The sequence below is a fragment of the Polaromonas sp. OV174 genome, from assembly GCF_900112285.1.
In the GTDB taxonomy this organism is placed as follows: Bacteria; Pseudomonadota; Gammaproteobacteria; order Burkholderiales; family Burkholderiaceae_C; genus Polaromonas.
The window spans coordinates 53738-76873 of the sequence record NZ_FOKZ01000011.1; the positions used below are offsets into that span (position 1 = coordinate 53738).

Here is a 23136-nt window from a genome sequence, read left to right on the forward strand (position 1 = left end):
GTCTCAGACCTCCACCTTGATGGGAATAGTGCGTTTCTTGCTGCCGCCGAACAGGCTGACCTCGCTGGCGCCGTCGGAGCAGCCGTTGCCGAAAGTGAAACCACAACCGCCGCGCATGTCGAAGGTGTTCTCGGCGTATTCGCGGTGGCTGGTCGGAATCACGAAGCGATCTTCGTAGTTGGCGATTGCCATGACGTGGTACATCTCCTCGACCTCGGCCACGGTCAGGCCGGCTTGCGCCAGCACCGCCAGGTTCTGTTCGTTGTCCACATGCTTGCTGCGCTGGTAGGAGCGCATGGCCAGCATGCGCTGCAGCGAACGAATCACCGGCGCGGTGTCGCCCGCCGTCAGCAGATTGGCCAGGTACTGAACCGGAATCCGCATCTGGGCAATGTCGGGCAGCTCGCCGTTGATGCCGATATGACCGGCATTGGCCGCCGAGGTGATGGGCGACAGCGGCGGCACATACCAGACCATGGGCAGGGTTCGGTATTCGGGATGCAGTGGCAGCGCCACTTTCCACTCGACCGCCATCTTGTAAACGGGGCTCTTGCGGGCGCCTTCGAGCCAGGCCTCGGGAATGCCGTCCTTGCGCGCCTGGGCAATCACGGCCGGATCGTTCGGGTTCAGGAAGATGTCGAGCTGGGCCTGGTACAGGTCCTTGTCGTCGGGCACGCTGGCGGCTTCCTGGATGCGGTCGGCGTCATACAGCACCACGCCCAGGTAGCGGATGCGGCCCACGCAGGTCTCGCTGCACACCGTGGGCTGGCCGGCCTCTATGCGCGGGTAGCAGAAGGTGCATTTCTCGGCCTTGCCGCTCTTCCAGTTGTAGTAAATTTTCTTGTAGGGGCAGCCCGAGACGCACATGCGCCAGCCGCGGCACTTGTCCTGGTCAATCAGCACGATGCCGTCTTCCTCGCGCTTGTAGATCGAGCCCGATGGGCAGGACGCCACGCAGGTCGGGTTCAGGCAGTGCTCGCACAGGCGCGGCAAGTACATCATGAAGGTGTTTTCAAACTGGCCGACCATGTCCTTTTGCACCTGATCGAAACTGTCCAGGTTGGCGTCCTTGCTGCGCTTGGAAAACTCGCCGCCCAGAATTTCTTCCCAGTTCGGGCCCCACTCGACCTTTTCCATGCGCTTGCCGGTGATCAGGCTGCGCGGGCGTGCAGTGGGCGTGGCCTTCATCTCGGGCGCCGATTGCAGGTGGTCGTAGTCGAAGGTGAAGGGCTCGTAGTAATCGTCGATCTGCGGCATGTTCGGATTGGCGAACAGGCGCATCAAGAGCTTCCACTTGCCGCCCTGGCGCGGCTCTATGGAGCCGTCTGCCTTGCGTACCCAGCCGCCGTTCCATTTGTCCTGGTTTTCCCACTCCTTGGGGTAGCCGATGCCGGGCTTGGTTTCGACGTTGTTGAACCAGGCGTACTCCATGCCGGGTCGGCTGGTCCAGACATTCTTGCAGGTGACCGAACAGGTGTGGCAGCCAATGCACTTGTCCAGGTTCAGCACCATGCCGATTTGCGCGCGTATCTTCATGCTGCTTCTCCCAGTTGTTGAACCGCCTCGGCGCGCTCGTCATCGCGTGGCGTGTCCAGCCAGTCGACCTTGTCCATCTTGCGCACCACGACGAATTCGTCGCGGTTGGTGCCTATGGTTCCGTAGTAGTTGAAGCCATAGGAAAGCTGCGCGTAGCCGCCAATCATGTGGGTGGGCTTGAGCACGATGCGGGTTACCGAGTTGTGGATGCCGCCGCGCTGGCCGGTGATTTCCGAGCCGGGCGTGTTGATGATTTTTTCCTGGGCGTGGTACATCATCACCATGCCGGGCTTGACGCGCTGGCTGACCACCGCGCGCGCGGCAATGGCGCCGTTGACGTTGTAGGCCTCGATCCAGTCGTTGTCCTCCACGCCAATCAGCTTGGCATCGTCTTCGCTCAACCAGATGATGGGCCCACCCCGGCTCAGCGTCAGCATCAGCAGGTTGTCGGTATAGGTCGAGTGAATACCCCATTTCTGGTGCGGCGTGATGAAGTTCAGCAGGATTTCGGCATTGCCGTTGGAACGGATGCCGTGCACACCGGCGGTGGCCTTCAGATTCACCGGCGGCCGGTAGCTGGCCAGGCCCTCGCCAAAGGCCAGCATCCACGGGTGGTCCTGGTAGAACTGCTGGCGCCCGGTCAGCGTGCGCCAGGGGATGTACTCATGCACATTGGTATAGCCGGCGTTGTAGGACACGGTTTCGGACTCGATGCCGCTCCAGGTCGGCGAACTGATGATCTTGCGCGGCTGCGCCTGGATGTCGCGAAAACGAATCTTCTCGTCTTCACGGTGGATGGCCAGATGGGTGTGCTCACGGCCGGTCTGCTTGCCCAGCGCGGCCCAGGCCTTCACCGCGACATGGCCGTTGGTTTCAGGCGCCAGTTGCAGCACCATCTCGCAGGCGTCTATGTCGCTGTCGATGCGGGGCATGCCCTGCGTCACGCCGGGCTCGGTCACCAGGCCGTTCAACTGGCCGAGCTGTGTGACCTCGGTTTCGGTATTCCAGGCAATGCCCTTGCCGCCGTTGCCGATCTTGTTGAGCAGCGGGCCGACGGAGGTGAAACGCTTGTAGACATTGGGATAGTCGCGCTCGACCACCTGCATTTGCGGCGCGGTCTTGCCGGGAATCAACTCGCACTCGCCACGCTTCCAGTCCTTGACCTCGAAGGGCTGGGCCAGCTCGCCGGGTGAGTCGTGCATCAGCGGCGTCAGCACCATTTCCTGTTCAACACCCAGGTGACCGTCGCAGAGTTCGCTGAACTTTTTCGCAAAGCCCTTGTAGATTTCCCAGTCGCTTTTCGACTGCCACACCGGGTCCACCGCCGTGGAGAGCGGATGGATGAAGGGGTGCATGTCGCTGGTGTTGAGGTCGTTCTTTTCGTACCAGGTGGCCGTCGGCAGCACGATGTCCGAGTACAGGCAGGTGGTGCTCATGCGAAAGTCCAGCGTGACCAGCAGGTCCAGCTTGCCTTCGGGCGCCTTGTCGTGCCAGACGACTTCCTCGGGCTTGCCTTCTTCAGCGCCCAGATCCTTGCCCTGCACGCCGTTGCTGGTGCCCAGCAGGTGCTTGAGGAAATACTCATGGCCCTTGCCCGAGGAGCCGATGATGTTGGAGCGCCAGACGAACATGTTGCGCGGCCAGTTGGCCGGATGATCGGGGTCTTCGCAGCTCAATTTCAGCGAGCCGTCTTTCAGCGACTTGACGACATAGTCTTTCGCATCCAGGCCAGCGGCCTGCGCGTCTTTCACGACCTGCATCGGGTTGGTCTGCAGTTGCGGCGCGCTGGGCAGCCAGCCCATGCGCTCGGCGCGCACGTTGTAATCGATCATGCTGCCGCCATAGAGCTTCTTGTCGGCCAGCGGCGACAGCACTTCATCAACACCCAGCTTCTCGTAGCGCCACTGATTGGTGTGGGCGTAGAAGAAACTGGTCGAGTTCATCTGGCGCGGTGGCCGGATCCAGTCCAGCGCGAAGGCCAGCGGCGTCCAGCCGGTCTGCGGCCGCAGCTTTTCCTGGCCCACATAGTGCGCCCAGCCGCCGCCGCTCTTGCCGATGCAGCCGCACATCATCAGCATGTTGATGACGCTGCGGTAGTTCATGTCGCTGTGGTACCAGTGGTTCATGCCCGCGCCTATGATGATCATGGAGCGGCCTTCGGTCTTCTCGGCGTTCTCGGCGAACTGGCGGGCGACCGTGATGATCTGGTCGCGCGGCACGCCGGTGATCTGCTCCTGCCAGGCTGGCGTGTAGGGCGTGTTGTCATTGAAATCGCCAGCGGCCAGTTCACCCGGCAAGCCGCGCGCAATGCCGTATTGCGCGGCCTGCAGGTCGAACACGGTGGCGACCAGGGCCGAGCGCTCCTCGCCGGCCTTGCCGAGCGCAATGCGCTGCACCGGCACCGTGCGCACCAGCACATCACCCTGCTCGTTGTTGGGGAAATGCTCATGGTGGATGCCGCCGAAATACGGAAAACCGACCCTGGCGCTATCGTGGCTGGGCGCATCGCCTTCCATCACCGACAGCTTGAGCGTGACCTCGTCGCCGTTGCGGGCTTCCTTGGCTTCCAGATTCCACTGACCGGCGTCGGCACGGCCATCCGGGCCCCAGCGAAAGCCGATGGCGCCGTGCGGCAACACGACCTTGCCTTGCGCGTCGAAGGCGACGGTTTTCCATTCCGGGTTATTGGCCTGGCCCAGTTTGCCGTTGAAGTCGGACGCCCGCACATAACGATCCGGCACCATGACGGTCTCGCCGTTTTCCAGCTGGTGTTCTTTCAGCATCACCAGCATGGGCAGGTCGGTGTAGCGGCGCGCGTAGTCGTCGAAGTAGGCCGAGCGCGGCTTGCCGTTGCCGCCGAAATAAAAGTCTTTCAGAATCACATGGCCCATGGCCATGGCGACGGCGGCGTCGGTGCCCTGCTTGGGGTGCAGCCACAAGTCGGACAGCTTGGCCACCTCGGAGTAGTCGGGTGTGATGGCCACCGTCTTGCAGCCCTTGTAGCGCACCTCGGTGAAGAAGTGCGCATCGGGCGTGCGCGTCTGCGGCACGTTGGAGCCCCAGGCGATGATGAAGCTGGAGTTGTACCAGTCGGCCGACTCGGGCACGTCGGTCTGCTCGCCCCAGACTTGCGGGCTTGACGGCGGCAGGTCGCAGTACCAGTCGTAAAAGCTCATGCAGACGCCGCCAATCAGCGACAGGTAGCGCGAGCCCGAGGCGTAGCTGACCATGGACATGGCCGGAATCGGCGAGAAGCCGATGATGCGGTCGGCGCCGTGCTTTTTGATGGTGTGAATGTTGGACGCGGCAATGATTTCGTTGACCTCGTCCCAGCTTGAACGCACAAAACCGCCCAGGCCGCGCACGCTCTGGTAGTCGCGCCGCTTGGCGTCGTCCTGCACCACGGCGGCCCAGGCTTCGACCGGCGCCAGCGTCAAGCGCGCCTCGCGCCAGTGCTTGAGCAGGCGCGCCCGCACCATGGGGTACTTGACGCGGTTGGCGCTGTACAGGTACCAGCTGTAGCTGGCGCCGCGCGAGCAGCCGCGCGGTTCGTGGTTGGGCATGTCCCAGCGGGTGCGCGGGTAGTCGGTTTGCTGGGTTTCCCAGGTCACGATGCCGCCCTTGACGTAAATCTTCCACGAGCAGGAGCCGGTGCAGTTCACGCCGTGGGTGCTGCGCACGATCTTGTCGTGCGCCCAGCGGTTGCGGTAGGCGTCTTCCCAGGTTCGGTCTTCGGCGGTGGTGACGCCGTGGTCGCCCGAAAACGATTCACGGGGATTGGAAAAGTGGTTGAGACGGTCGAGAAAATGGCTCATTTGATGCTCCAGAAATTCGGTAAGAAGGCGGCGAAACGATGCTTCAGGGGTTCTTGATCTCGGCGCCCGCGCGCAGATAGAACCACCAGTTCAGCACCAGGCACAGGGCGTAAAAAATGGCAAAGCCGTACATGGCGTTTTCAGGCGTTCCGGCCTTGATCTGCACGCCAATCACCACCGGGGCGATGAAAGCGCCATAAGCGGCGATTGCCGAGGTCCAGCCCAGTACCGGACCGGCCTGCTGGCGGTCAAAAATCACGCCAATGGTGCGAAAGGTCGAGCCGTTGCCGATGCCGCTGGCGGCGAACAGCACCACGAACAGCAGCATGAAGATCAGGAAATACTGCTCGGGCGCGGCTGACCGGTAGGCCAGCAGCATGACGTAGCCCACCGCCACCGAAGCGGCGACCATAATGGCGGAGACAACCTGGGTGACGATGGAGCCGCCCACCTTGTCCGAAATCCAGCCGCCTATGGGCCGAACCGCCGCGCCCACGAAGGGGCCTATCCAGGCATAAGCCAGCACCGCCGGCGCGTTCGGGTTGTTCAGCGTGTGCTGCATCACGCCAGCGGCATCGGGCACATGGCTGACGCCAAAGATCACCTTCATGGCCAGCGGCAGCGCCATCGAAAAGCCAATGAAGGAGCCAAAGGTGACGATGTACAGAACGGTCAGCGACCAGGTGTGCTTGTTGCTGAAAATAGCAAACTGCTTGGCAACGTTTTCCTTCATCGGGCCAAACGCCGTGAGCTTGAGCACCATCAGGGTGCTGACGATGATCAGCGGCATGGCCAGCCACATGTTCAGCACACCCAGGCCGCCGGGCTTGGGCAGGTAAAGGTAGAGGCCAATGCCGGCCGGAATAAAAGACAGGGTGTAGAGCCAGATGATCTTGAGGAAGGCGGGAATCGTGCCGCCAATCGCAGGCGAAACCGTCTTGAGGTTGTTCATGCCAAAAAAGCAGATGATGGACAAGGGCAGCAGCGACAGCAGCCAGGTAAAGCCGGCGTTCTGTATCCAGGTGGGCGTGCCGGGAGGAATGGCGCCGAAGATCCAGCCGCTTTCCTTGAGCAGCGTCATCGGCTCTCCGCCAAAGCTGCCAAAGACGCTCACGGTCATGACCAGCGGAATGACGATCTGCATCGCCGTCACGCCGAAGTTGCCCAAGCCGGCGTTGAGGCCCAGCGCCGTGCCCTGCAGCCGCTTGGGAAAAAAGCCGCTGATGTTGGACATGGAGCTGGCGAAGTTGCCGCCACCCACGCCCGACCACAGCGCCATCAGCTGGAAGGACCAGAGCGGCCATTCGGGGTGCTGCAGCACGATGCCTGTGCCAATGGCCGGCGCCAGCAGCATGGCCGTGGTCAAAAAGATGGTGTTGCGCCCGCCGGCCAGGCGGATCAGGAAGGATGCCGGGATGCGCATGGTGGCGCCGGCCAGGCCGGCGATGGCCGTGAGCGTGAACAGCTCGGCCTGGCTGAACGGATAGCCCAGATTCATCATCTGCACGGTGATGATGCCCCACATGCCCCAGATGGCAAAGCCGCACAGCAGGCAGGGGATGGAAATCCAGAGGTTGCGGTAGGCGATGCGCTTGCCGGTGTTCTCCCAGAAGGTCTCGTCCTCGGGACGCCAGTCGGTGATGTCGGCGCCGGAACCTTTCTCGGGCCGCAAGTCGGCAACGCCGACGCTGGAACTGTTTTTTGTGTTCATGGTGATTTTCCGGGGATGAGTTCGAGATCAGGCGTGGGCGCCGGCTGCGTTGCGGCCCATGACTTCGGTGCGGCGCACTTCGGTCCAGTACATCCAGATCAGCGAGACCCAGACCACGCCGTACATCAGCATGAAGGCACTGGAACGGATGCCGGTGAGGTCCATCAGCGCGCCGAACAGGATGGGCAGCACAAAGCCGCCCAGGCCGCCGGCCAGGCCGACGATGCCGCTGATGGCGCCGATATTTTGGGAATAGTCGTCGCCGATGTACTTGAAGACGCTGGCCTTGCCAAAGGCAAAGGCAATGCCGAGGATGAACATCAGCCCCGTGAACGCATAGATGTTCAGCCCGAGATGAAAGGTAGCGGGGCCGTTGACCGTCAGGATCGTGAAGTCAGTCTGCGGATACGACAACAGGAACAGGCAGACCCAGCTGACCCACATCACCCACCAGGTCACGCTGTGCGCGCCAAACTTGTCCGACAGCACGCCGCCGACGGCGCGCAGCACGCCGCCCGGCAATGAAAAACAGGCCGCCAGCAGCGCCGCCGTGCGAATGTCCAGGCCGTATTCGCCGACGTAGTACTGCACCATCCACAGCGACAGCGCCACGTAGCCGCCAAACACAATGCTGTAGTACTGGCAGTACTTGAGCACCTTGGGGTCCTTCAGCGCCTTGAGCTGGTCACCGAAGCTCACATTGCTGGACACCAGATGCTTGGGGTCGCTGTAGCTGAACAACCAGAACAGCACCAGCGTGCCGAGCATGATGACGGCGTACACCTGGGGCACCAAGGCCCAGCCAAATGCCACCAGCAGCACCGGCGCAATGAACTTGTTGACCGCGGCGCCCGAGTTGCCGGCGCCATAAACGCCCATGGCCGTCCCCTGGCGGCTCTTGGGAAACCAGCGCGCCACGTAGGGCGTGCCGACCGAAAACGAGCCGCCGGCCAGACCGACGAAGAGGCCGATCACGATGAAGTGCCAGTACTCGGTGGCGTAGCTCATCAGCCAGATCGCCGGCACGGTGATGGCCATCAGCACCACCATGACGATGCGTCCGCCGTACTTGTCGGTCCAGATGCCCAGCGGCACGCGCACCAGCGAGCCCGTCAGCACCGGCGTGGCCGTGAGCAGGCCGAACTCGGTGGCGTTGAGGTTGAGCATCTTCTTGATCGGGATGCCGATGACGCCAAACATCATCCACACCATGAAGCAGACGGTGAACGCCAGCGTGCTGACGATCAGCACCGACCACGCTTTTCTTGAATTGCTCAACTCAGAGCCCATGTTTCTTCTCCAGGAGACATGGCATGACTGTCGGCGTTTACCCGGGGTTTGACTATCCACCTATGGAACGTCGGAACGCGCCAAAAGAACGAGGGCGGCCCCGGCCGCCCTCGTTCTGAAGAACTAGGCCCGCGTCAATCCGACGGCGGCTTGATCCAGGTCAAAACGGCTCCTGGCCGGCGGCGTACACGGCGGCGTGCACACGCGAGCTCAATTGCAGCTTGCGCAAAATATGCTGGACGTGAATCTTGACCGTCGTCTCGGCGATGTCGAGCTTGCGCGCAATCACCTTGTTGCTGTCGCCCAGCGCGACCAGGTTCAGCACTTCACGCTCGCGGGCGGACAGCAGCGCCAGGCCTGCCGGGGCGGACGGCGCCGGGCACGGGTCAAGCGCCCCGGCCACCGCCGAAGAGGGCGGCGGCGGTGCGGGCTTGCCGCGAAAGGCCGTCACCAGCTTGGTCATCATTTCCGGGCTGACCACGGACTCCCCGGCCAGGACCTTGATGATGAACTCGGACAGGTGGTCCAGCTCCACGGTTTTCAGTAAATAGCCGTCGGCGCCCGCGTGCAGCGCCGCGGCCAGGTCGTCCGCGTTCTCGCTCACGGTGAGCATCAGGATGCGGGTGCCGGGGGCCGCGTCCTTCAGCGCGGCGATGCCGTCCACGCCCAGCACGCCGGGCAGATGGTTGTCCAGCAGGATCAGGTCGGGCGGGCTGTGCTGGAGGCAGCGCAGCGCCTCGCCAATGTCGCCCGCCTGGCCGCTCACCGTGAAGCGATCGTCCTGCGAAAGCAGCGCGATCAGTCCCCGGCGAAACAAGGTGTGATCGTCAACGACCAGCAGCCGGACCGGCGTCATGGTCGCATCCGAGCAAGTTTAATGCTATCAATACTATAGCTATTTGCGCCCGTGTTTAAAGGGCTGGAGTTCTTTTTCATTGAAATTCCGTGTAAATCATGGCCCCGGCGTCCGCCGCCTGCCGCGTGCCCATCACGGGGTGCGCCGACAGCGTCAGCGTGACCGTGCTGCCCTGGCCAGGCGCGGACACGATGTCCACGGTGGCGCCAATGCGCCCGGCGCGCTCGTGCATGATTTTCATGCCCACATGGGAGGTTCCGCAGCCCAGCGCCATGTCAAAGCCAACGCCATTGTCGCGCACGACGAAGCGCCAGCACGCGCCCTTGGCCACCTCCAGGTCAACCTGCGTGGCCTGGGCATGCTTGCGCGCATTGGAGAGCGCCTCTTGCACCACATGCAGCACCTGCACCTGCACGTCGGCGGGCAAGGGCAGGCCCTCGCCGTGGATTCGCAGCTGGGTCGGCAATCCGGTCTGGTGCTGAAACTTCTGCAGCGTCTCCTGCAAGGCCCGCTCGATGTCGTCGGTGTTGGTGCGCGTGCGGAAATGCACCAGCAGCTCACGCACGTCGCCAATGCTTTCGCGCAGCCCGGTGTCCAGCTCGTCAAGCGCCTGGTACATGGGCTCCACCTGCCCCTTCTCGCTCGCGCTGCGCAGCAACTGCAGCTGAATCTTGAGGAAGGCCAGCGACTGGGCAATCGAGTCGTGCAGCTCACGCGCCAGCAGGGCGCGCTCCTCGGCGACGGCCGCCTCGCGGGCCAGGGCAGCGGCGCGCAAGCTCTCCAGGGCGCTGGCCAGGTGGCTGGCCAGCGCGTCGAGCAGCTCGGTTTCGTCCGCGCTCAGCGTGGCGGGGCGGCGAAAGAACAGGTTGAACTCGCCCAGCAAGCGCTGCTGCAGCCGGACAGGCACGCTGACCACGCTTTCATAACCCACTTTGGCGCAACTACGCACCGGCATCTGGTCATGGCTCAGGATGGGAATGACGCGCGTGCGTGAGTCGGGCTGGAGGTTGCCGCAGGCGCAGGCGCCGGCCAGCAGGCTGCGCTCCTCCTCCAGCATGTCTTGCGGGAAGCAGTCCGAGGCCAGCATCAGGTAGCGCTGGCTGGCATCATCCGACCAGCGCACGGCAGCGGCATCGGCCTTCATGATCGTGCGCACGCGCTGGGAAAACCCGCGCGCCAGCTCATTGAGGCTGCCGGCCTGAGCCACGAAGGCGCTGATCTCGTACAGCGCCGCCAGCCGCCCGCGCTGCGCCTCGATGTCGCGCGTCTTCGCCTCGACCTGGGATTCCAGCCCCTGGTAGAGCGACTGCAGGGTGGCTGTCATGTGGTTGAAACCCGCCACCACCTGGCCAAACTCGTCCTCGGTGTCCACCTCGATGCGCGTCGCGAACTCCCCGGCCTCGACCTGGCGCAGCCCCTGCCTGAGCCGGCTCAGGGGACTGATGACATACAGGTAACCGGTGTAGAGCATGACCACCGCCCCCCCTATGGCCAGCGCCATCATGGCGAACTGAAACAGGTTCAGGATCGCCGTCAGCCGGGACAGATGCCGCTCGATGGCGAGCACGAAGTCGTCAATGGCTTCGACGAAATCACCCGCCGACTGCAGCGAAGCCGGCACCGTGGGCGCGGGCTCGCCCAGCCACTGCTGGCGCTGCACCCGCCACAGCGACTCGACGACGGAAAACCGCGCCTGAACCTGCTCATCCCAGGGCACGAAAAGCGGCCGCGACGCGTCGCCCGTGCGCAAGACGGCCAGGCTCTCGTCGAAACGCGCCACCAGGCCTTGCAGCGCCGGCCGCGGCGTGCCGACATGGACCGCGCTGGCCAGCCGCCAGGTCTGCATGCGCATGCGCCCGGCTTCATTGACGGCCGCCGCGCCCCCTTCCAGTTGCCAGGTGACCCACAGCGTCAGCCCAATGGAGGCCAGGGCGACCAGCAGCAGGCCGGCGCCAATGCGGGTGAGCTTTTTGGACAAGGAGGCGGTGTGGGGCATGCCAAGAGCGTAACCCCGATCACGGCGGCCAGCCAGTCCGCCCTGCGCAGCGCCTTACAAGCCTCTTGTGCCGCCCGCCGGAGGGCGCGCGCCGCGGGCTGTCGGCGACGGCGCGGCGCATTGCGCGCACAGCATGCCGGCGAGCCGGTGCAACGCCTGCCAGCCATCGGCAGGCCAGTCGGGCTGCTTCAGGCCCTTGACGATGCCATCGACCTTGTGAGCGGCCTGCAGCAGATTGACCAGGGTGGTCTCGCTGATACCGGGCAGCACGCGTTCGAACAGCTTTTCCTTGGCGCCCCAGACCCGGTTTTCGCGCAGCGCCATGGGCATGGGGCGACCGGCGTTGATCGCGTCCTTGACTCGCTTCAGATTGCGAATGTCCTCGCTCAGCGCCCAGTGCACCAGCACTTCGGCCTCGCCTTCGGCCTGCAGACCGTCCAGCATGCGCTGCACGCGCAAGGCATGACCGCCCAGCACCGCTTCCGAGAGCTTGAACACGTCGTAACGCGCCACATTCAGCACGGCGTTTTCCACCTGGTCAAAACTGAGAACGCCCTCGTTCTGGGCCGGGTACAACAGTCCCAGCTTCTGGATTTCCTGATGCGCCGCCAACAGATTGCCCTCGACCCGGTCGGCAAAGAACTGCAGCGTACGCTGGCCCTCTTCGCCCGCGGCTACGCGCTGGCCCTGCTGCTGCAGGCGCTGGGCAATCCATTGCGGCAGGTTGCGGCGATCTATCGGCTCAAACTTGACGGTGACGCCGTAGCTGTCGAGCGCAGCAAACCAGGCGCCCTTGGTGCTCATGCTGTCCAGCCTGGGCAGCATGACGATGGTCAAGGTGGAATCATCGCCCTGGGCACGCTCGGCCAGTTGCTGCAGCGCCGCCGAACCATCCTTGCCGGGCTTGCCGCTGGGGATGCGGATTTCCACCATCTGCTTGTCGGCAAACAGGCTCAGCGAACCGCCGCTGGCCAGCACCTCGCTCCAGTCAAAGTGCGCGCCGGAGACGGTATGCACGGTGCGTTCGGTGTAGCCCTGCTCCCTGGCCGCGGCACGCAGGGCATCGGCAAACTCCTGCACCAGCAGGGGTTCGTCGCCATGCAGGGTGTAAAGGCTTTTGAGGCCGCGTTTGAGGTGCTCGGACAGTTGGGCGGGTGCCAGATTCATGGGGCCAAGTTTAGCGGCTGGAGCTGGCCCCTCGCTTTACAGCTTGCTGGTAGACAGCAGCAGGCTGGTCTCGGTGTTGGCAATGCCTTCGAGCAGCCGTATGCGCCCGAGTACCCGGTCAAAGGATTCAAGGCTGTCGGCGCGCAATTCGGCCACGATGTCCCAGCGGCCATTGGTGGTGTGCAGCGCGCTCACGGCCGGGTCACCACGCAGCGCGCTGAGCACAAGGTCAATGCGGTTGCCGTCCACCGCCACCGTCATCAGCGCGCGTATCTGGTGAGCCTCGGCCTGCGGCTTGAGCCTGGCGGTATAGCCGACGATGGTGCCGTCGGCCTCCAGCTTGTTCAGGCGGTTTTGCACCGTGCCGCGCGAGACGCGCAAAGCCTTGGCCAGGGAAGCCACCGAGGCCCTGGCGTTGTCGCGCAGCAATGAGATGAGTTGGCGGTCCGTGTCGTCCATGTCACGATTTTATTAACTTAATGACAATTTACTCTGACTATTTGTACAAAACCATCGATTAATTGAACAGTTTGCTGTCTTTTCTTTAGCACCCGTCCTGCCGACAATGGCAGCCAAGCTGCCGGCTCTGAACTGCCGGCACCACATAACAATGCCCACGCGGCGAAAGACACATCATGGTTGATTACATTGGCATTGAAGGCATACAAGGCATCGTCGGGCGCCTGGGACCGGCACGCTTCATTGAGGGCCTGGCTGCGGAAATCGAGGCCGATTACCGACGCTGGGGCGAGTTTGACAAATCGGCGCGCCATGCCATTCACTCGCCGGTCGGCGTGATCGAGCTGATGCCGACCAGCGATGGCCAGATGTACTCCTTCAAGTACGTCAACGGTCATCCGAAAAATACCGCACGCGGCCTGCTCACAGTGACGGCTTTCGGCGTGCTGGCGGATGTGGAAACCGGCTACCCCTTGCTGTTGTCCGAGTTGACGGTGACCACGGCCTTGCGAACCGCCGCCATGTCGGCGCTGGCCGCACGCTGGATGGCCAGACCGGACAGCCGGGTCATGGCCCTGATTGGCAATGGCGCGCAAAGCGAATTTCAGGCGATTGCGTTTCACCACATGCTGGGCATTCGCGAGTTCAGGCTTTTTGACGTGGACCCGCAGGCCACCCAGAAACTGGCGCGCAACCTGCAGGCGCTGGGCCTGCCTGACTTGCACATGACCCTGTGCAGCTCTGCCGCCGAAGCAGTGGCAGGCGCTGACATCGTCACCACCGTCACGGCGGACAAGCGCAATGCCACCATCCTCACGCCCGAAATGATCGCGCCCGGCATGCACCTGAACGCCGTGGGCGGTGACTGCCCGGGCAAGACCGAGCTGCACGCGGATATCCTGCTGCGCGCCGATGCGCGCGTGATCGTGGAGTACGAACCACAGTCGCGCATAGAGGGTGAGATCCAGCAACTGCCGGCCGACTTTGCCGTGACGGAGTTTGCCCAGGTACTCGGCGGCGACGCACCAGGCCGCGCCTCGCCGGCCGAAGTCACGATTTTTGACTCCGTCGGTTTTGCGCTCGAAGATTACTCGGCCTTGCGCTATTTGTATAAACTGCAGAGAGAGCAGAAGCAACCCGAGGAAATCGATTTGATTCCCCATCTGGACAACCCCAAAGACCTGTTTGGACTGCTGAGCACAAGCAGCGTCAACTCCATTGCCGCGCCCTCTTCCGGACGGACTGTGCCTGGCCTTGCCGCAGAAGTGGCGGCCACATGACCCGACAGATTCGCCTCATTGGCGCTCCCACGGACATTGGCGCCGGCACCCGCGGCGCCTCCATGGGCCCCGAGGCCTTGCGCGTTGCCGGCATACAGGCCACGCTGGAAGGTCATGGCCTTTGCGTAACCGACCAGGGCAATCTCAGCGGCCCGGCCAATCCATGGCAAGCGCCCGTTGATGGCTATCGCCACCTGGCCGAAGTGGCCACGTGGAACCGTGCCGTGCACGAGGCCGTACATGCGGCGCTAAGCGGGGGCGAAATGCCTATTCTGTTGGGCGGCGACCATTGCCTGGCCATTGGCTCCATCAGCGCGGTGGCCCGCCACTGTCGGCAAACCGGCAAGACGCTGCGCGTGTTGTGGCTGGATGCGCATACCGACTTCAACACCAATGACCTGACCCCCACCGGTAACACCCACGGCATGCCGGTCGCCGTGCTGTGCGGCCACGGACCGGACGAGTTGACCCACATAGGCGGCACCGTGCCCGCCATGCCGCCCTCGGCGATTCGCCAGATCGGCATACGCAGCGTGGATGAAGGCGAGAAGCGCTTTGTCAGACAGTCTGACCTGCAGGTGTTCGACATGCGCTACATCGATGAAATGGGCATGAAACGCACCATGGAAGCGGCGCTCGCCGGGATCGATGAGAACACCCATTTGCATGTCAGCTTCGATGTGGACTTTCTGGACGCCAGCATTGCGCCTGGCGTAGGAACCGCAGTCAAGGGCGGACCGACCTACCGCGAAGCCCAGTTATGCATGGAGATGATTGCCGACACCGGTCGCATGGCCTCGCTGGATGTGATGGAGCTGAACCCCGCGCTGGATGTGCGCAACGGCACCGCCGACCTGGCGCTGGAGCTGATTGAAAGCCTGTTTGGCAAAAGCACGCTGATGCGGCGCGGCTGATACCGCCGCTTAAGGCGCAACACACCAGGGAGCGGTGTTGTGCGCCAAACCCATCCACAAGGCCCAGCCTGAGGTCAGCGCCAGGGCCAGGCCGGCTAAACGCACACCCCATTCGCCAGTGCCACCACCTCGCAAACGCAGCAGCAACCAGGGCCCCAGAACAAGGGAGACGCTGCTGCCCAGGGCAAACAGCGCCATGGCCAGCGCGCCATCCAGCGGGCCGCCGCTGAGCGCAGCCACCAGCAAGGCGGAATAAAGGAGGCCGCAAGGCATGAAAGCCCAGAGCGCGCCCATGGCCAATGGCGCGCCGCGGCCCCAGGCTACATTGAGCGCCCGAACTTTACGCCAGATACTGCGGGCCGTGTTGTCAAGCCAGACCGGTTGACGGGCCTGCCATAGCAGCATCAGCCCCAGCAGCAATACCGCCGCATGAAATAGCGTCCAGACCGGCCGCATGACGGCAGTTTGTGTGGTCAACCAGCCCAGCCCCTGCACCGAAGCCGCTGCCACGGCGCCCAGCATCGAATAGCTTGCCATGCGGCCGGCTTGAAAGCCCCAGAGGGCGGCGGTTTGGCGCTCGCCCGCCGCCTGGCCTATGCCGGCGCAAGCGGCGCCGCACATGGCGATGCAATGAGGCCCGCCGGCGAGCCCCATGAACAATGCGGTGATGGCCAGCGATGTTTGCATGCAGCGGTTCTAAATGATCTTGGAAAACCGCGCACGGGTACGGTCAGCCTGCAGATAACGATCAAACACCATCGCCACGCCGCGCACAAAGAACCAGCCCATGGCCGTGACCTGAATGCCGGTATCGTCGAGCTCGACCAGACCCTGCTCCTGCATGCCACGCAGCGCTTCCAACTCTGTTGCGAAGTAGTTTTTGAAATCGACCAGATAGGCCAGATCGATGGACTCGAACTGCAGCTGACCCTGGCACATCAAAGCCATGATGATGGCGCGTCGCACCAGATCATCGCGCGAAAGTGCCAGCCCCCTGACCACGGGCAAACGCCCCTGATCGAGATAGTCGCAATACTCTTCCAGCGTCTTGGCGTTCTGGCTATAGGTGGCGCCAACCCGGCCAATGGCCGATACGCCCAGAGCGATCAAGTCACAGTCCGGCTGGGTGCTGTAGCCCTGGAAGTTGCGTTGCAGCCGGCCCTGACGTTTGGCCACGGCCAGCGTGTCGTTGGGCAGGGCAAAGTGGTCCATGCCCACATACACATAGCCGGCGGCCTGAAATGCGGCCAGCGAACGCGACAACATCGACAGCTTGGCGCTTGCCGGTGGCAGCTCGGCAACCATGATGCGGCGTTGCGGCTTGAAGCGCTCGGGCAGGTGGGCGTAGGCATACAGGGCGATGCGGTCGGGTCGCAACTCGCTAACCTGGGCCAGCGTACGGTCAAACGACTCCGGGGTCTGCTGCGGCAGACCGTAAATCAGGTCGACATTGATGGACTCGAAACCCAGGGCACGTGCCGACGCCACCAGCTCAAACACTTGCTCGACCGGCTGGATGCGATGAACCGCTTTTTGCACGGCGCCATCGAAATCCTGCACACCGAAACTCAGTCGATTGAAACCCAGCTCAGCCAACAGGGCAAGCCGCGCCGCATCAACGGTGCGCGGATCGACTTCGATGGAGTATTCCCCACCCGCCGCGAAAGTAAAACTTCGCCTCAGCATGGCCATCAATTCACGCAGTTCACTGTCACTGAGAAAGGTCGGTGTTCCGCCGCCCAGATGCAGCTGACTGACTGACTGGCCAGCCCCCAGATGCGCGATGTGTAGGTCTACCTCGCGGCTCAAATAACGTAAGTAGACTGCGCCACGGTCATGATGCTTGGTGATGATCTTGTTGCAGGCGCAGTAGTAACACAGCGACTCGCAAAAAGGAATGTGCACATAGAGCGACAAAGGCAGCCGCATGGCGGCAGCGCCATCGCTGCGTTGCGCCAGCGCCTGGGCAAACTGCTCTTGCGTGAAGGCCTCGACAAAGCGGTCTGCCGTCGGGTAGGAGGTATAGCGGGGACCCGGCACATCAAAACGGTGAATCAATTCAGGAGAGGGGACGATCGCAGTCGCATTCATGGCGGTTCCTAGACAGGCCAACCCACAATGTCGGGGCCAGCCTGGCCAATGTATCGTGAGGCCCGCGGCGGCTTCTTGACATAGATCAGTGGCCCGCAAGAGCCCCAGCATCCCCGGTGAAATTTCATACCTGAGTCAAGCATTCCCCTTTACCCCGGGGACGGTAGGAAGAAATCACCAGCGATGTCAAAATACACCCATGAATCCACACACCATCAAGGTTGCCTGTTCCAACTGCAACCTGCGCGAACTGTGCATGCCCATGGGTCTGAATAGCGAAGAGCTGAAAAAAATTGACGAAGTCGTCGCGATCCGGCGCAAGATCAAACGCGGCGCAAATCTATACAGCAACGGTGAAAAATTCACCTCGCTGTATGCCATTCGCACCGGCTTCTTCAAGACCTGCATCACCACCGAGGATGGGCGAAATCAGGTGACGGGTTTTCAGATGGCCGGCGAGATCATGGGCCTGGACGGCATCGTGCAAGACCATCACAGCTGCGATGCCGTGGCGCTTGAAGACGCCGAAGTGTGCGTCATGCCGTTTGACCACATCGAGGAACTGTCACGCGAGGTCAATGCCCTGCAGCGTCACATTCACAAAATCATGAGCCGTGAAATTGTGCGCGAGCATGGCGTCATGCTGCTGCTGGGCAGCATGCGGGCCGAGGAACGTCTCGCGGCATTTTTGCTGAACCTGGTTCAGCGCCTGCACGCCCGGGGATTTTCCCAGTCCGAGCTCCTCTTGCGCATGACGCGCGAAGAAATCGGCAGCTACCTCGGACTCAAGCTGGAAACTGTCAGTCGCACCTTCTCCAAGTTTGTGGAAGACGGCATGGTTGAGGTCAAGCAGCGGCACATACGCATACTCGACATTGACGCCCTCAAACTGATCGTGAACAACAACCAGCCACCGTGCGCATAAGGCGCTTGGCAGCGGCAAGACGAAGCTGATTTTTGCCGTCTTGCCAATCCTCCTGGATGGACTTCGACCCTCAGGGTTTTGAAGGTGGGGGCACGCCGGTGGCGGCATGATTTCTGGCCTGCATCGCTGGCGCCAGATGGGCGCCGGAAGCGGTGCCGGTCTCCGGCTTGACGACCGAAGACCGCTGCGCCCTGGGCTCGGTATTGATGACGGGATCGGGGCTGCTGATGGCCAGATACAGGGTGACGAAGGAGGCCAAGACCACAACCGCCGGCCCCCCGAACACCAGCCAGGCATGTCCAAACTTCCACCAGGGCTGCGCTTGCTTGTCACTCATATCAATTCCTTATCTGGGTATCAGGAAAACCGACTTCTCGGTCACGCGTGCCGAAGAGTCTATGGCTTCGATCTCAAAATTGATGGCGTGCGAGCCTGGGCTCGCAGCCTCGTAGGGCAGCTGCAGGGTCACCGCCACCCAGCGCGACTGGGCGGCGTCCACGTCCACCCGGCCCTCGGACGCCAGCACTAGCCCAGGCAGGCCATACGCCGTAATACGGTAGCTCTGTGGGCTCTCGGTGGCATTCATGACCTGCAGGCGGTAAACGTTTTCTATCTTGCCACCGCCGACGATTCGGGCCAGAGAGGCCCGATCGCGGATGACATCTACCTTGAAGGGCGTGCGCAGAGCCAGGCTGAGAAAGAGGCCTATGGTGACGGCGCCCAGGATGGCGGTATAGACCAGCACCCGGGGCCGGAACACCCGGCGCAAGACCTTGGCGTGCCCCCAGCCCTGCGCCACGGCATTCTGGGTGGAGTAACGGATCAGGCCGCGCGGATAGCTCATCTTGTCCATCACCGTGTCGCATACATCTATGCACGCGGCGCAACTGATGCACTCATACTGCAAGCCCTTGCGTATGTCTATGCCCGTGGGGCATACCTGCACACACAGCGTGCAGTCCACGCAAGATCCCAGATTCAGGGCTTTGGGGTCAGCCTTCCTGGAGCGCGAGCCACGCGGCTCGCCACGTGCCGCGTCATAGGTCACGATCAGCGTGTCCTTGTCGAACATGGCGCTTTGAAAACGGGCATAGGGGCACATGTATTTGCACACCTGCTCGCGCATGAAGCCGGCATTGCCATAAGTGGCAAAACCGTAAAAACAAACCCAGAAAGTTTCCCAGGGGCCCATGCCCAGGTTCACAAAACTCAGGCCCAGCTCCTTGATGGGCGTGAAATAGCCGACAAAGGTGAAACCGGTCCATAGCGACACGGCAAGCCACAGCACCTGCTTGCCGGTCTTGCGCGCCAGTTTGTTGAGCGACATGGGACTGGCATCGAGCCGCAAACGCGCCGAACGGTCGCCCTCGGTGAGTTTTTCCAGCCAAAGGAAAATCTCGGTGTACACCGTCTGCGGGCAGGCATAGCCGCACCACTGCCGCCCGGCCACTGCTGTGAACAGAAACAGCGCCAGCGCTGAAATTACCAAAATCCCCGTCAGATAGATGAAGTCCTGTGGGTAGAGCACCAGGCCGAAAATATAAAAGCGCTTGAGCCCCAGGTCAAAAAGCACCGCTTGGCGCTGGCCCCACTCCAGCCACGGCAGGCCGTAAAAAACAAGCTGCGTGAGCAACACCATGGCCCAGCGCCAGCGGGAAAACAATCCCGACACACTGCGTGGATAAATCTTCTTTTGCGCCTGATACAGGGAAGCCATCGTCTCGTCGGCATCGGCAGGCAAGGCCTGAGGCGGTGCGTCCGCGCTCAAAGCGATGGGGATGATTTTTCTGGCGGGTGTTTCGGGTCTATTCACGGCGATGAACCCATGCTGGCGCCCTGGCCGTGGCCCCAGGAAGAAAGCATCACTTCAGTGCCTCGCCCGTCTTGTTGGACAAGCTCCAGACATAGGAGGCCAGGACATGGATTTGAGACTCGGTGAGCTTGCCGTCCTGGGCCGGCATCTGGTTCACCTTGCCATTGTTAATGATGGCCACGATGGCGTTCTCGCCCCATCCATGCAACCAGATGTCGTCCGTCAGATTAGGGGCGCCCAGCGCCTGGTTGCCCTTGCCATCAACGCCGTGACAGGCCGCGCAAGCACCAAACTTGCTCTTGCCCAGCGCCGCCTTGACGGAGTCATGCGGACTGCCGGACAGGCTGAGCACATAGTTCGCCACATTGCGAACCTCGTCCGAGGAGCCCACGGCTGCTGCCATGGGCGGCATAGTGCCGGTGCGCCCCTTGTGCAGCGTCTCCTGTATTTTTTCGGGTGAGCCGCCGTACAGCCAGTCTGCATCGGTCAGATTGGGAAAGCCCTTGCTGCCACGCGCATCCGATCCGTGGCACTGCGAACAATTGTTCATGAACAGACGCTCGCCAATCGCCATTGCCTGCGTGTCGCCGGCGACCTCTTCGGGCTTCATGCCCTTGAACTTGGCATAGAGTGGCTCGACTTCTTTGTTGCCCTTGGCCACTTCCGCTTCGTACTGGCCAACCTGGCTCCAGCCGAACTTTCCGGCGAAGTTGCCCAGGCCGGGGTACATGGCCAGATAAGCCAGGGCGAACACCACGGTGATGACGAAGAGCCACACCCACCAGCGCGGCAAGGGGTTGTTCATCTCGCGCAGGTCGCCGTCCCAGACATGGCCGGTGGTATTGTCATTGGCGGTCATGGCCTTGGCCTTGCCGCTAAACCACAGCAGCAGCAGGCAGGCGAAGATGCCGACCAGCGAAATGCCAGCCACAAAGACCGACCAGAAATTACTGGTGAAGTCGCTCATTTTTTTATTCCTTATCCGGTTCTCTGGCTCGGTCTATTCGTCTTGCTTGAAAGGCAGTTGGGCCGCCTCGTCAAAGCTGGCAGCATTGCGACTGGACCAGGCCCATGCCACGATGCCGGCGAAGACGATGAAGGTCAGCACCGTCACGATGGATCTGAGTAGGTTGATGTCCATGTTTGAGGCTCCGTGTTTTATTTGCGGTGAATACCCAGCACCTGCAGATAGGCGATCACCGCTTCCATCTCGGTTTTCCCCTTGACGTCCTGGGCGGCGCTGGCGATCTGCTCATCCGTATAAGGCGTACCCACGGTCCGCAAGCCCTTCATGTGCGATTGAATCGTCCGCTCATCGACCGTCGTTTTATCCAGCCATGCATAGGCCGGCATATTCGACTCGGGCACCAGGTCACGGGGGTTGTTCAGGTGAATGCGGTGCCACTCATCGCTGTACTTGCCGCCCACGCGGGCCAAATCCGGACCGGTGCGTTTGCTGCCCCACTGAAACGGACGGTCGTAGACGAACTCGCCGGCCACGGAGTAGGACCCATAGCGCAGCGTTTCCGCGCGGAACGGACGAATCATTTGTGAGTGGCAGTTGTAGCAGCCTTCACGTACATAGACATCACGGCCTATCACCTGCAAGGCCGTGTAGGGCTGCAGCCCCTTGATGGGCTCGGTGGTGGACTTCTGAAAGAACAGGGGCACGATCTCTACCAGGCCGCCAATGGCGAGCACGATGAAGATCAGCACGATCATCAGAAAATTATTGGTTTCGACCTTCTCGTGGGAAAGACCACTAGCCGATTTTTGCTTAGCCATATTGTTGTTTTCCTCAAGCGTGGGCCGCTGCAGCCGGAATGTTGACGCTCACCGATCGACCCGCCGTGGCCGTTTTCAGCGTGTTCCAGAGCATGATCAGCATGCCGCCGAAGTACAGCAGGCCGCCCAGCAGACGCAATACATAGAAGGGATAGGTGGCCTTGACCGATTCCACAAAGGTGTAGCTCAAGGTTCCGTCAGGATTGACGGCGCGCCACATCAGCCCCTGCATCACGCCGGCAATCCACATGGCGGCGATATAGATCACTATGCCTATGGTGGCGGTCCAGAAATGGACTTCCACGGCCTTCATGCTGTACATCTGCTTCTGGCCAAAAAGACGCGGGATCAGGTAGTACATGCTGCCTATGGTGATCAGGCCGACCCAGCCCAGCGCGCCGGAATGCACATGCCCTATGGTCCAGTCGGTGTAGTGGGAGAGCGCATTGACGGTCTTGATGGACATCATCGGCCCCTCAAAGGTGCTCATGCCATAGAAGGACAGCGACACGATCAGGAAGCGCAGGATGGGATCGTCACGCAGCTTGTGCCAGGCACCCGACAAGGTCATGACGCCGTTGATCATGCCGCCCCAGCTAGGTGCCAGCAGAATCAGCGAGAACACCATGCCCACCGACTGCGTCCAGTCTGGCAAGGCGGTGTAGTGCAGGTGGTGCGGACCCGCCCACATATAGGTAAAGATCAGTGCCCAGAAGTGAACGATGGACAGGCGATACGAATACACCGGACGCTCGGCCTGCTTGGGGATGAAGTAATACATCATGCCCAGGAAGCCAGCCGTCAGCAAAAAACCGACGGCGTTGTGGCCGTACCACCATTGCACCATGGCATCCTGAACCCCGGCGTAGGCCGAGTAGGACTTCATGAAGTCCACCGGAATGGCGGCGTTGTTTACCAGGTGCAGCATGGCGATGGCAATGATGAAGGCGCCATAAAACCAGTTGGCAACGTAGATGTGCCTGACCTTGCGGGTGCCCACGGTGCCAAAGAATACAAAGGCATAAGCCACCCAGACCAGCGTGATCAGGATGTCGATAGGCCATTCGAGTTCGGCATATTCCTTGCCCTGGGTGTAGCCCATGGGAAGCGAAATCGCCGCGGCCACAATCACCGCCTGCCAGCCCCAAAAGACAAAGGCCGCCAGCTTGTCCGAAATCAGCCTTACCTGGCAGGTGCGCTGCACCACATAGAGGGAGGTGCCCATCAAGCCGCAGCAACCGAAGGCAAAAATCACGGCATTGGTGTGCAGCGGGCGCAAGCGGCCGTAGCTCAGCCAGGAAATGCCCAGATTGAGCTCTGGCCAGGTCAGCTGGGCCGCGATGATCACACCGACCAGCATACCGACCACACCCCAGACTACCGTCATGATGGCGAACTGCCGTACAACGGTGTCGTTGTAGGTGGTGGCTTGTGTATTGGCAAACTTCATTTCTACCTCTTATTCGGATTGGCCAGCCAAGCGTACGGCAAGCTCCCG

The 23136-nt window shown here is 62.0% G+C and carries 19 protein-coding genes; 3 read left to right on the plus strand and 16 right to left on the minus strand.

Going from position 1 to position 23136, the window contains the following annotated elements; translation table 11 throughout:
* Nucleotides 1-3 precede the first annotated feature (3 nt).
* The 8 genes from narH to BM160_RS11525 form a co-directional block, all read right to left on the minus strand.
* Nucleotides 4-1536 carry a nitrate reductase subunit beta gene (gene narH, locus BM160_RS11490; RefSeq protein WP_092005173.1) on the minus strand — a complete coding sequence of 511 codons (1533 nt, stop codon included), beginning with the start codon at nt 1534-1536 and terminating at the stop codon, nt 4-6.
* Complete coding sequence (locus tag BM160_RS11495) at nt 1533-5351, minus strand: nitrate reductase subunit alpha (protein ID WP_092005176.1); 3819 nt, start codon at nt 5349-5351, stop codon at nt 1533-1535. Before BM160_RS11495 ends, narH begins: the two co-directional genes overlap by 4 nt.
* A 43-nt stretch (nt 5352-5394) precedes the next feature.
* Nucleotides 5395-7062, minus strand: a complete 1668-nt coding sequence (locus BM160_RS11500; protein WP_092005179.1) for an MFS transporter — start codon at nt 7060-7062, stop codon at nt 5395-5397.
* A gap of 27 nt (nt 7063-7089) precedes the next feature.
* Complete coding sequence (locus tag BM160_RS11505) at nt 7090-8352, minus strand: MFS transporter (protein ID WP_092005182.1); 1263 nt, start codon at nt 8350-8352, stop codon at nt 7090-7092.
* A gap of 160 nt (nt 8353-8512) precedes the next feature.
* The gene (locus tag BM160_RS11510; RefSeq protein WP_092005185.1) at nt 8513-9208 is read right to left on the minus strand and encodes a response regulator; all 696 of its coding nucleotides are present in this window, start codon (nt 9206-9208) and stop codon (nt 8513-8515) included.
* A gap of 76 nt (nt 9209-9284) precedes the next feature.
* The gene (locus BM160_RS11515) at nt 9285-11204 is read right to left on the minus strand and encodes a type IV pili methyl-accepting chemotaxis transducer N-terminal domain-containing protein (RefSeq protein WP_092005188.1); all 1920 of its coding nucleotides are present in this window, start codon (nt 11202-11204) and stop codon (nt 9285-9287) included.
* Between the two features lie 54 nt (nt 11205-11258).
* The gene (gene holA, locus BM160_RS11520; protein WP_092005191.1) at nt 11259-12371 is read right to left on the minus strand and encodes a DNA polymerase III subunit delta; all 1113 of its coding nucleotides are present in this window, start codon (nt 12369-12371) and stop codon (nt 11259-11261) included.
* 36 nt (nt 12372-12407) lie between these two features.
* Nucleotides 12408-12830 carry an Lrp/AsnC family transcriptional regulator gene (locus BM160_RS11525; protein ID WP_092005194.1) on the minus strand — a complete coding sequence of 141 codons (423 nt, stop codon included), beginning with the start codon at nt 12828-12830 and terminating at the stop codon, nt 12408-12410.
* A gap of 176 nt (nt 12831-13006) precedes the next feature.
* Here BM160_RS11525 and BM160_RS11530 point away from each other — a divergent pair, with 176 nt between their 5' ends.
* Nucleotides 13007-14110 (plus strand): ornithine cyclodeaminase, encoded by a 1104-nt coding sequence (locus BM160_RS11530; protein ID WP_092005197.1) that lies wholly within the window; start codon nt 13007-13009, stop codon nt 14108-14110.
* Nucleotides 14107-15024 carry an arginase gene (rocF, locus tag BM160_RS11535; protein ID WP_092005200.1) on the plus strand — a complete coding sequence of 306 codons (918 nt, stop codon included), beginning with the start codon at nt 14107-14109 and terminating at the stop codon, nt 15022-15024. The genes BM160_RS11530 and rocF overlap by 4 nt, the downstream gene beginning before the upstream one ends.
* Nucleotides 15025-15033: 9 nt before the next feature.
* Here the strand turns inward: rocF and BM160_RS11540 are convergent, their stop codons facing one another.
* A complete protein-coding gene (locus tag BM160_RS11540; RefSeq protein WP_092005203.1) occupies nt 15034-15711 on the minus strand; it encodes a sulfite exporter TauE/SafE family protein in 678 nt (225 codons plus the stop codon).
* 9 nt (nt 15712-15720) lie between these two features.
* On the minus strand, nt 15721-17115 hold the full coding sequence (hemN, locus tag BM160_RS11545) for an oxygen-independent coproporphyrinogen III oxidase (protein ID WP_092005205.1): 1395 nt from the start codon (nt 17113-17115) through the stop codon (nt 15721-15723).
* Nucleotides 17116-17314: 199 nt separating this feature from the next.
* Between hemN and fnr the strand changes: the two genes are divergently transcribed.
* Nucleotides 17315-18040 (plus strand): fumarate/nitrate reduction transcriptional regulator Fnr, encoded by a 726-nt coding sequence (fnr, locus tag BM160_RS11550; RefSeq protein ID WP_092005207.1) that lies wholly within the window; start codon nt 17315-17317, stop codon nt 18038-18040.
* A 70-nt stretch (nt 18041-18110) separates the two neighbouring features.
* On the opposite strand, the gene BM160_RS11555 is transcribed toward fnr, so the two are convergent.
* The 6 genes from BM160_RS11555 to ccoN are packed head-to-tail and all read right to left on the minus strand — an operon-like array spanning nt 18111 to nt 23088.
* Nucleotides 18111-18377, minus strand: coding sequence for a nitrogen fixation protein FixH (locus tag BM160_RS11555; protein ID WP_092005210.1), 267 nt, complete (start codon nt 18375-18377; stop codon nt 18111-18113).
* 9 nt (nt 18378-18386) lie between these two features.
* Nucleotides 18387-19853: a cytochrome c oxidase accessory protein CcoG gene (ccoG, locus tag BM160_RS11560; protein WP_369821776.1), complete on the minus strand. Its 1467-nt coding sequence runs from the start codon at nt 19851-19853 to the stop codon at nt 18387-18389.
* Between the two features lie 49 nt (nt 19854-19902).
* The gene (gene ccoP, locus BM160_RS11565; protein ID WP_092005212.1) at nt 19903-20820 is read right to left on the minus strand and encodes a cytochrome-c oxidase, cbb3-type subunit III; all 918 of its coding nucleotides are present in this window, start codon (nt 20818-20820) and stop codon (nt 19903-19905) included.
* A gap of 33 nt (nt 20821-20853) precedes the next feature.
* Nucleotides 20854-20994, minus strand: a complete 141-nt coding sequence (locus BM160_RS11570; protein WP_092005215.1) for a cbb3-type cytochrome oxidase subunit 3 — start codon at nt 20992-20994, stop codon at nt 20854-20856.
* Nucleotides 20995-21011: 17 nt separating this feature from the next.
* The gene (gene ccoO, locus BM160_RS11575) at nt 21012-21638 is read right to left on the minus strand and encodes a cytochrome-c oxidase, cbb3-type subunit II (protein ID WP_092005218.1); all 627 of its coding nucleotides are present in this window, start codon (nt 21636-21638) and stop codon (nt 21012-21014) included.
* Between the two features lie 13 nt (nt 21639-21651).
* Nucleotides 21652-23088, minus strand: a complete 1437-nt coding sequence (gene ccoN / locus BM160_RS11580; protein WP_092005221.1) for a cytochrome-c oxidase, cbb3-type subunit I — start codon at nt 23086-23088, stop codon at nt 21652-21654.
* Nucleotides 23089-23136: the final 48 nt, after the last annotated feature.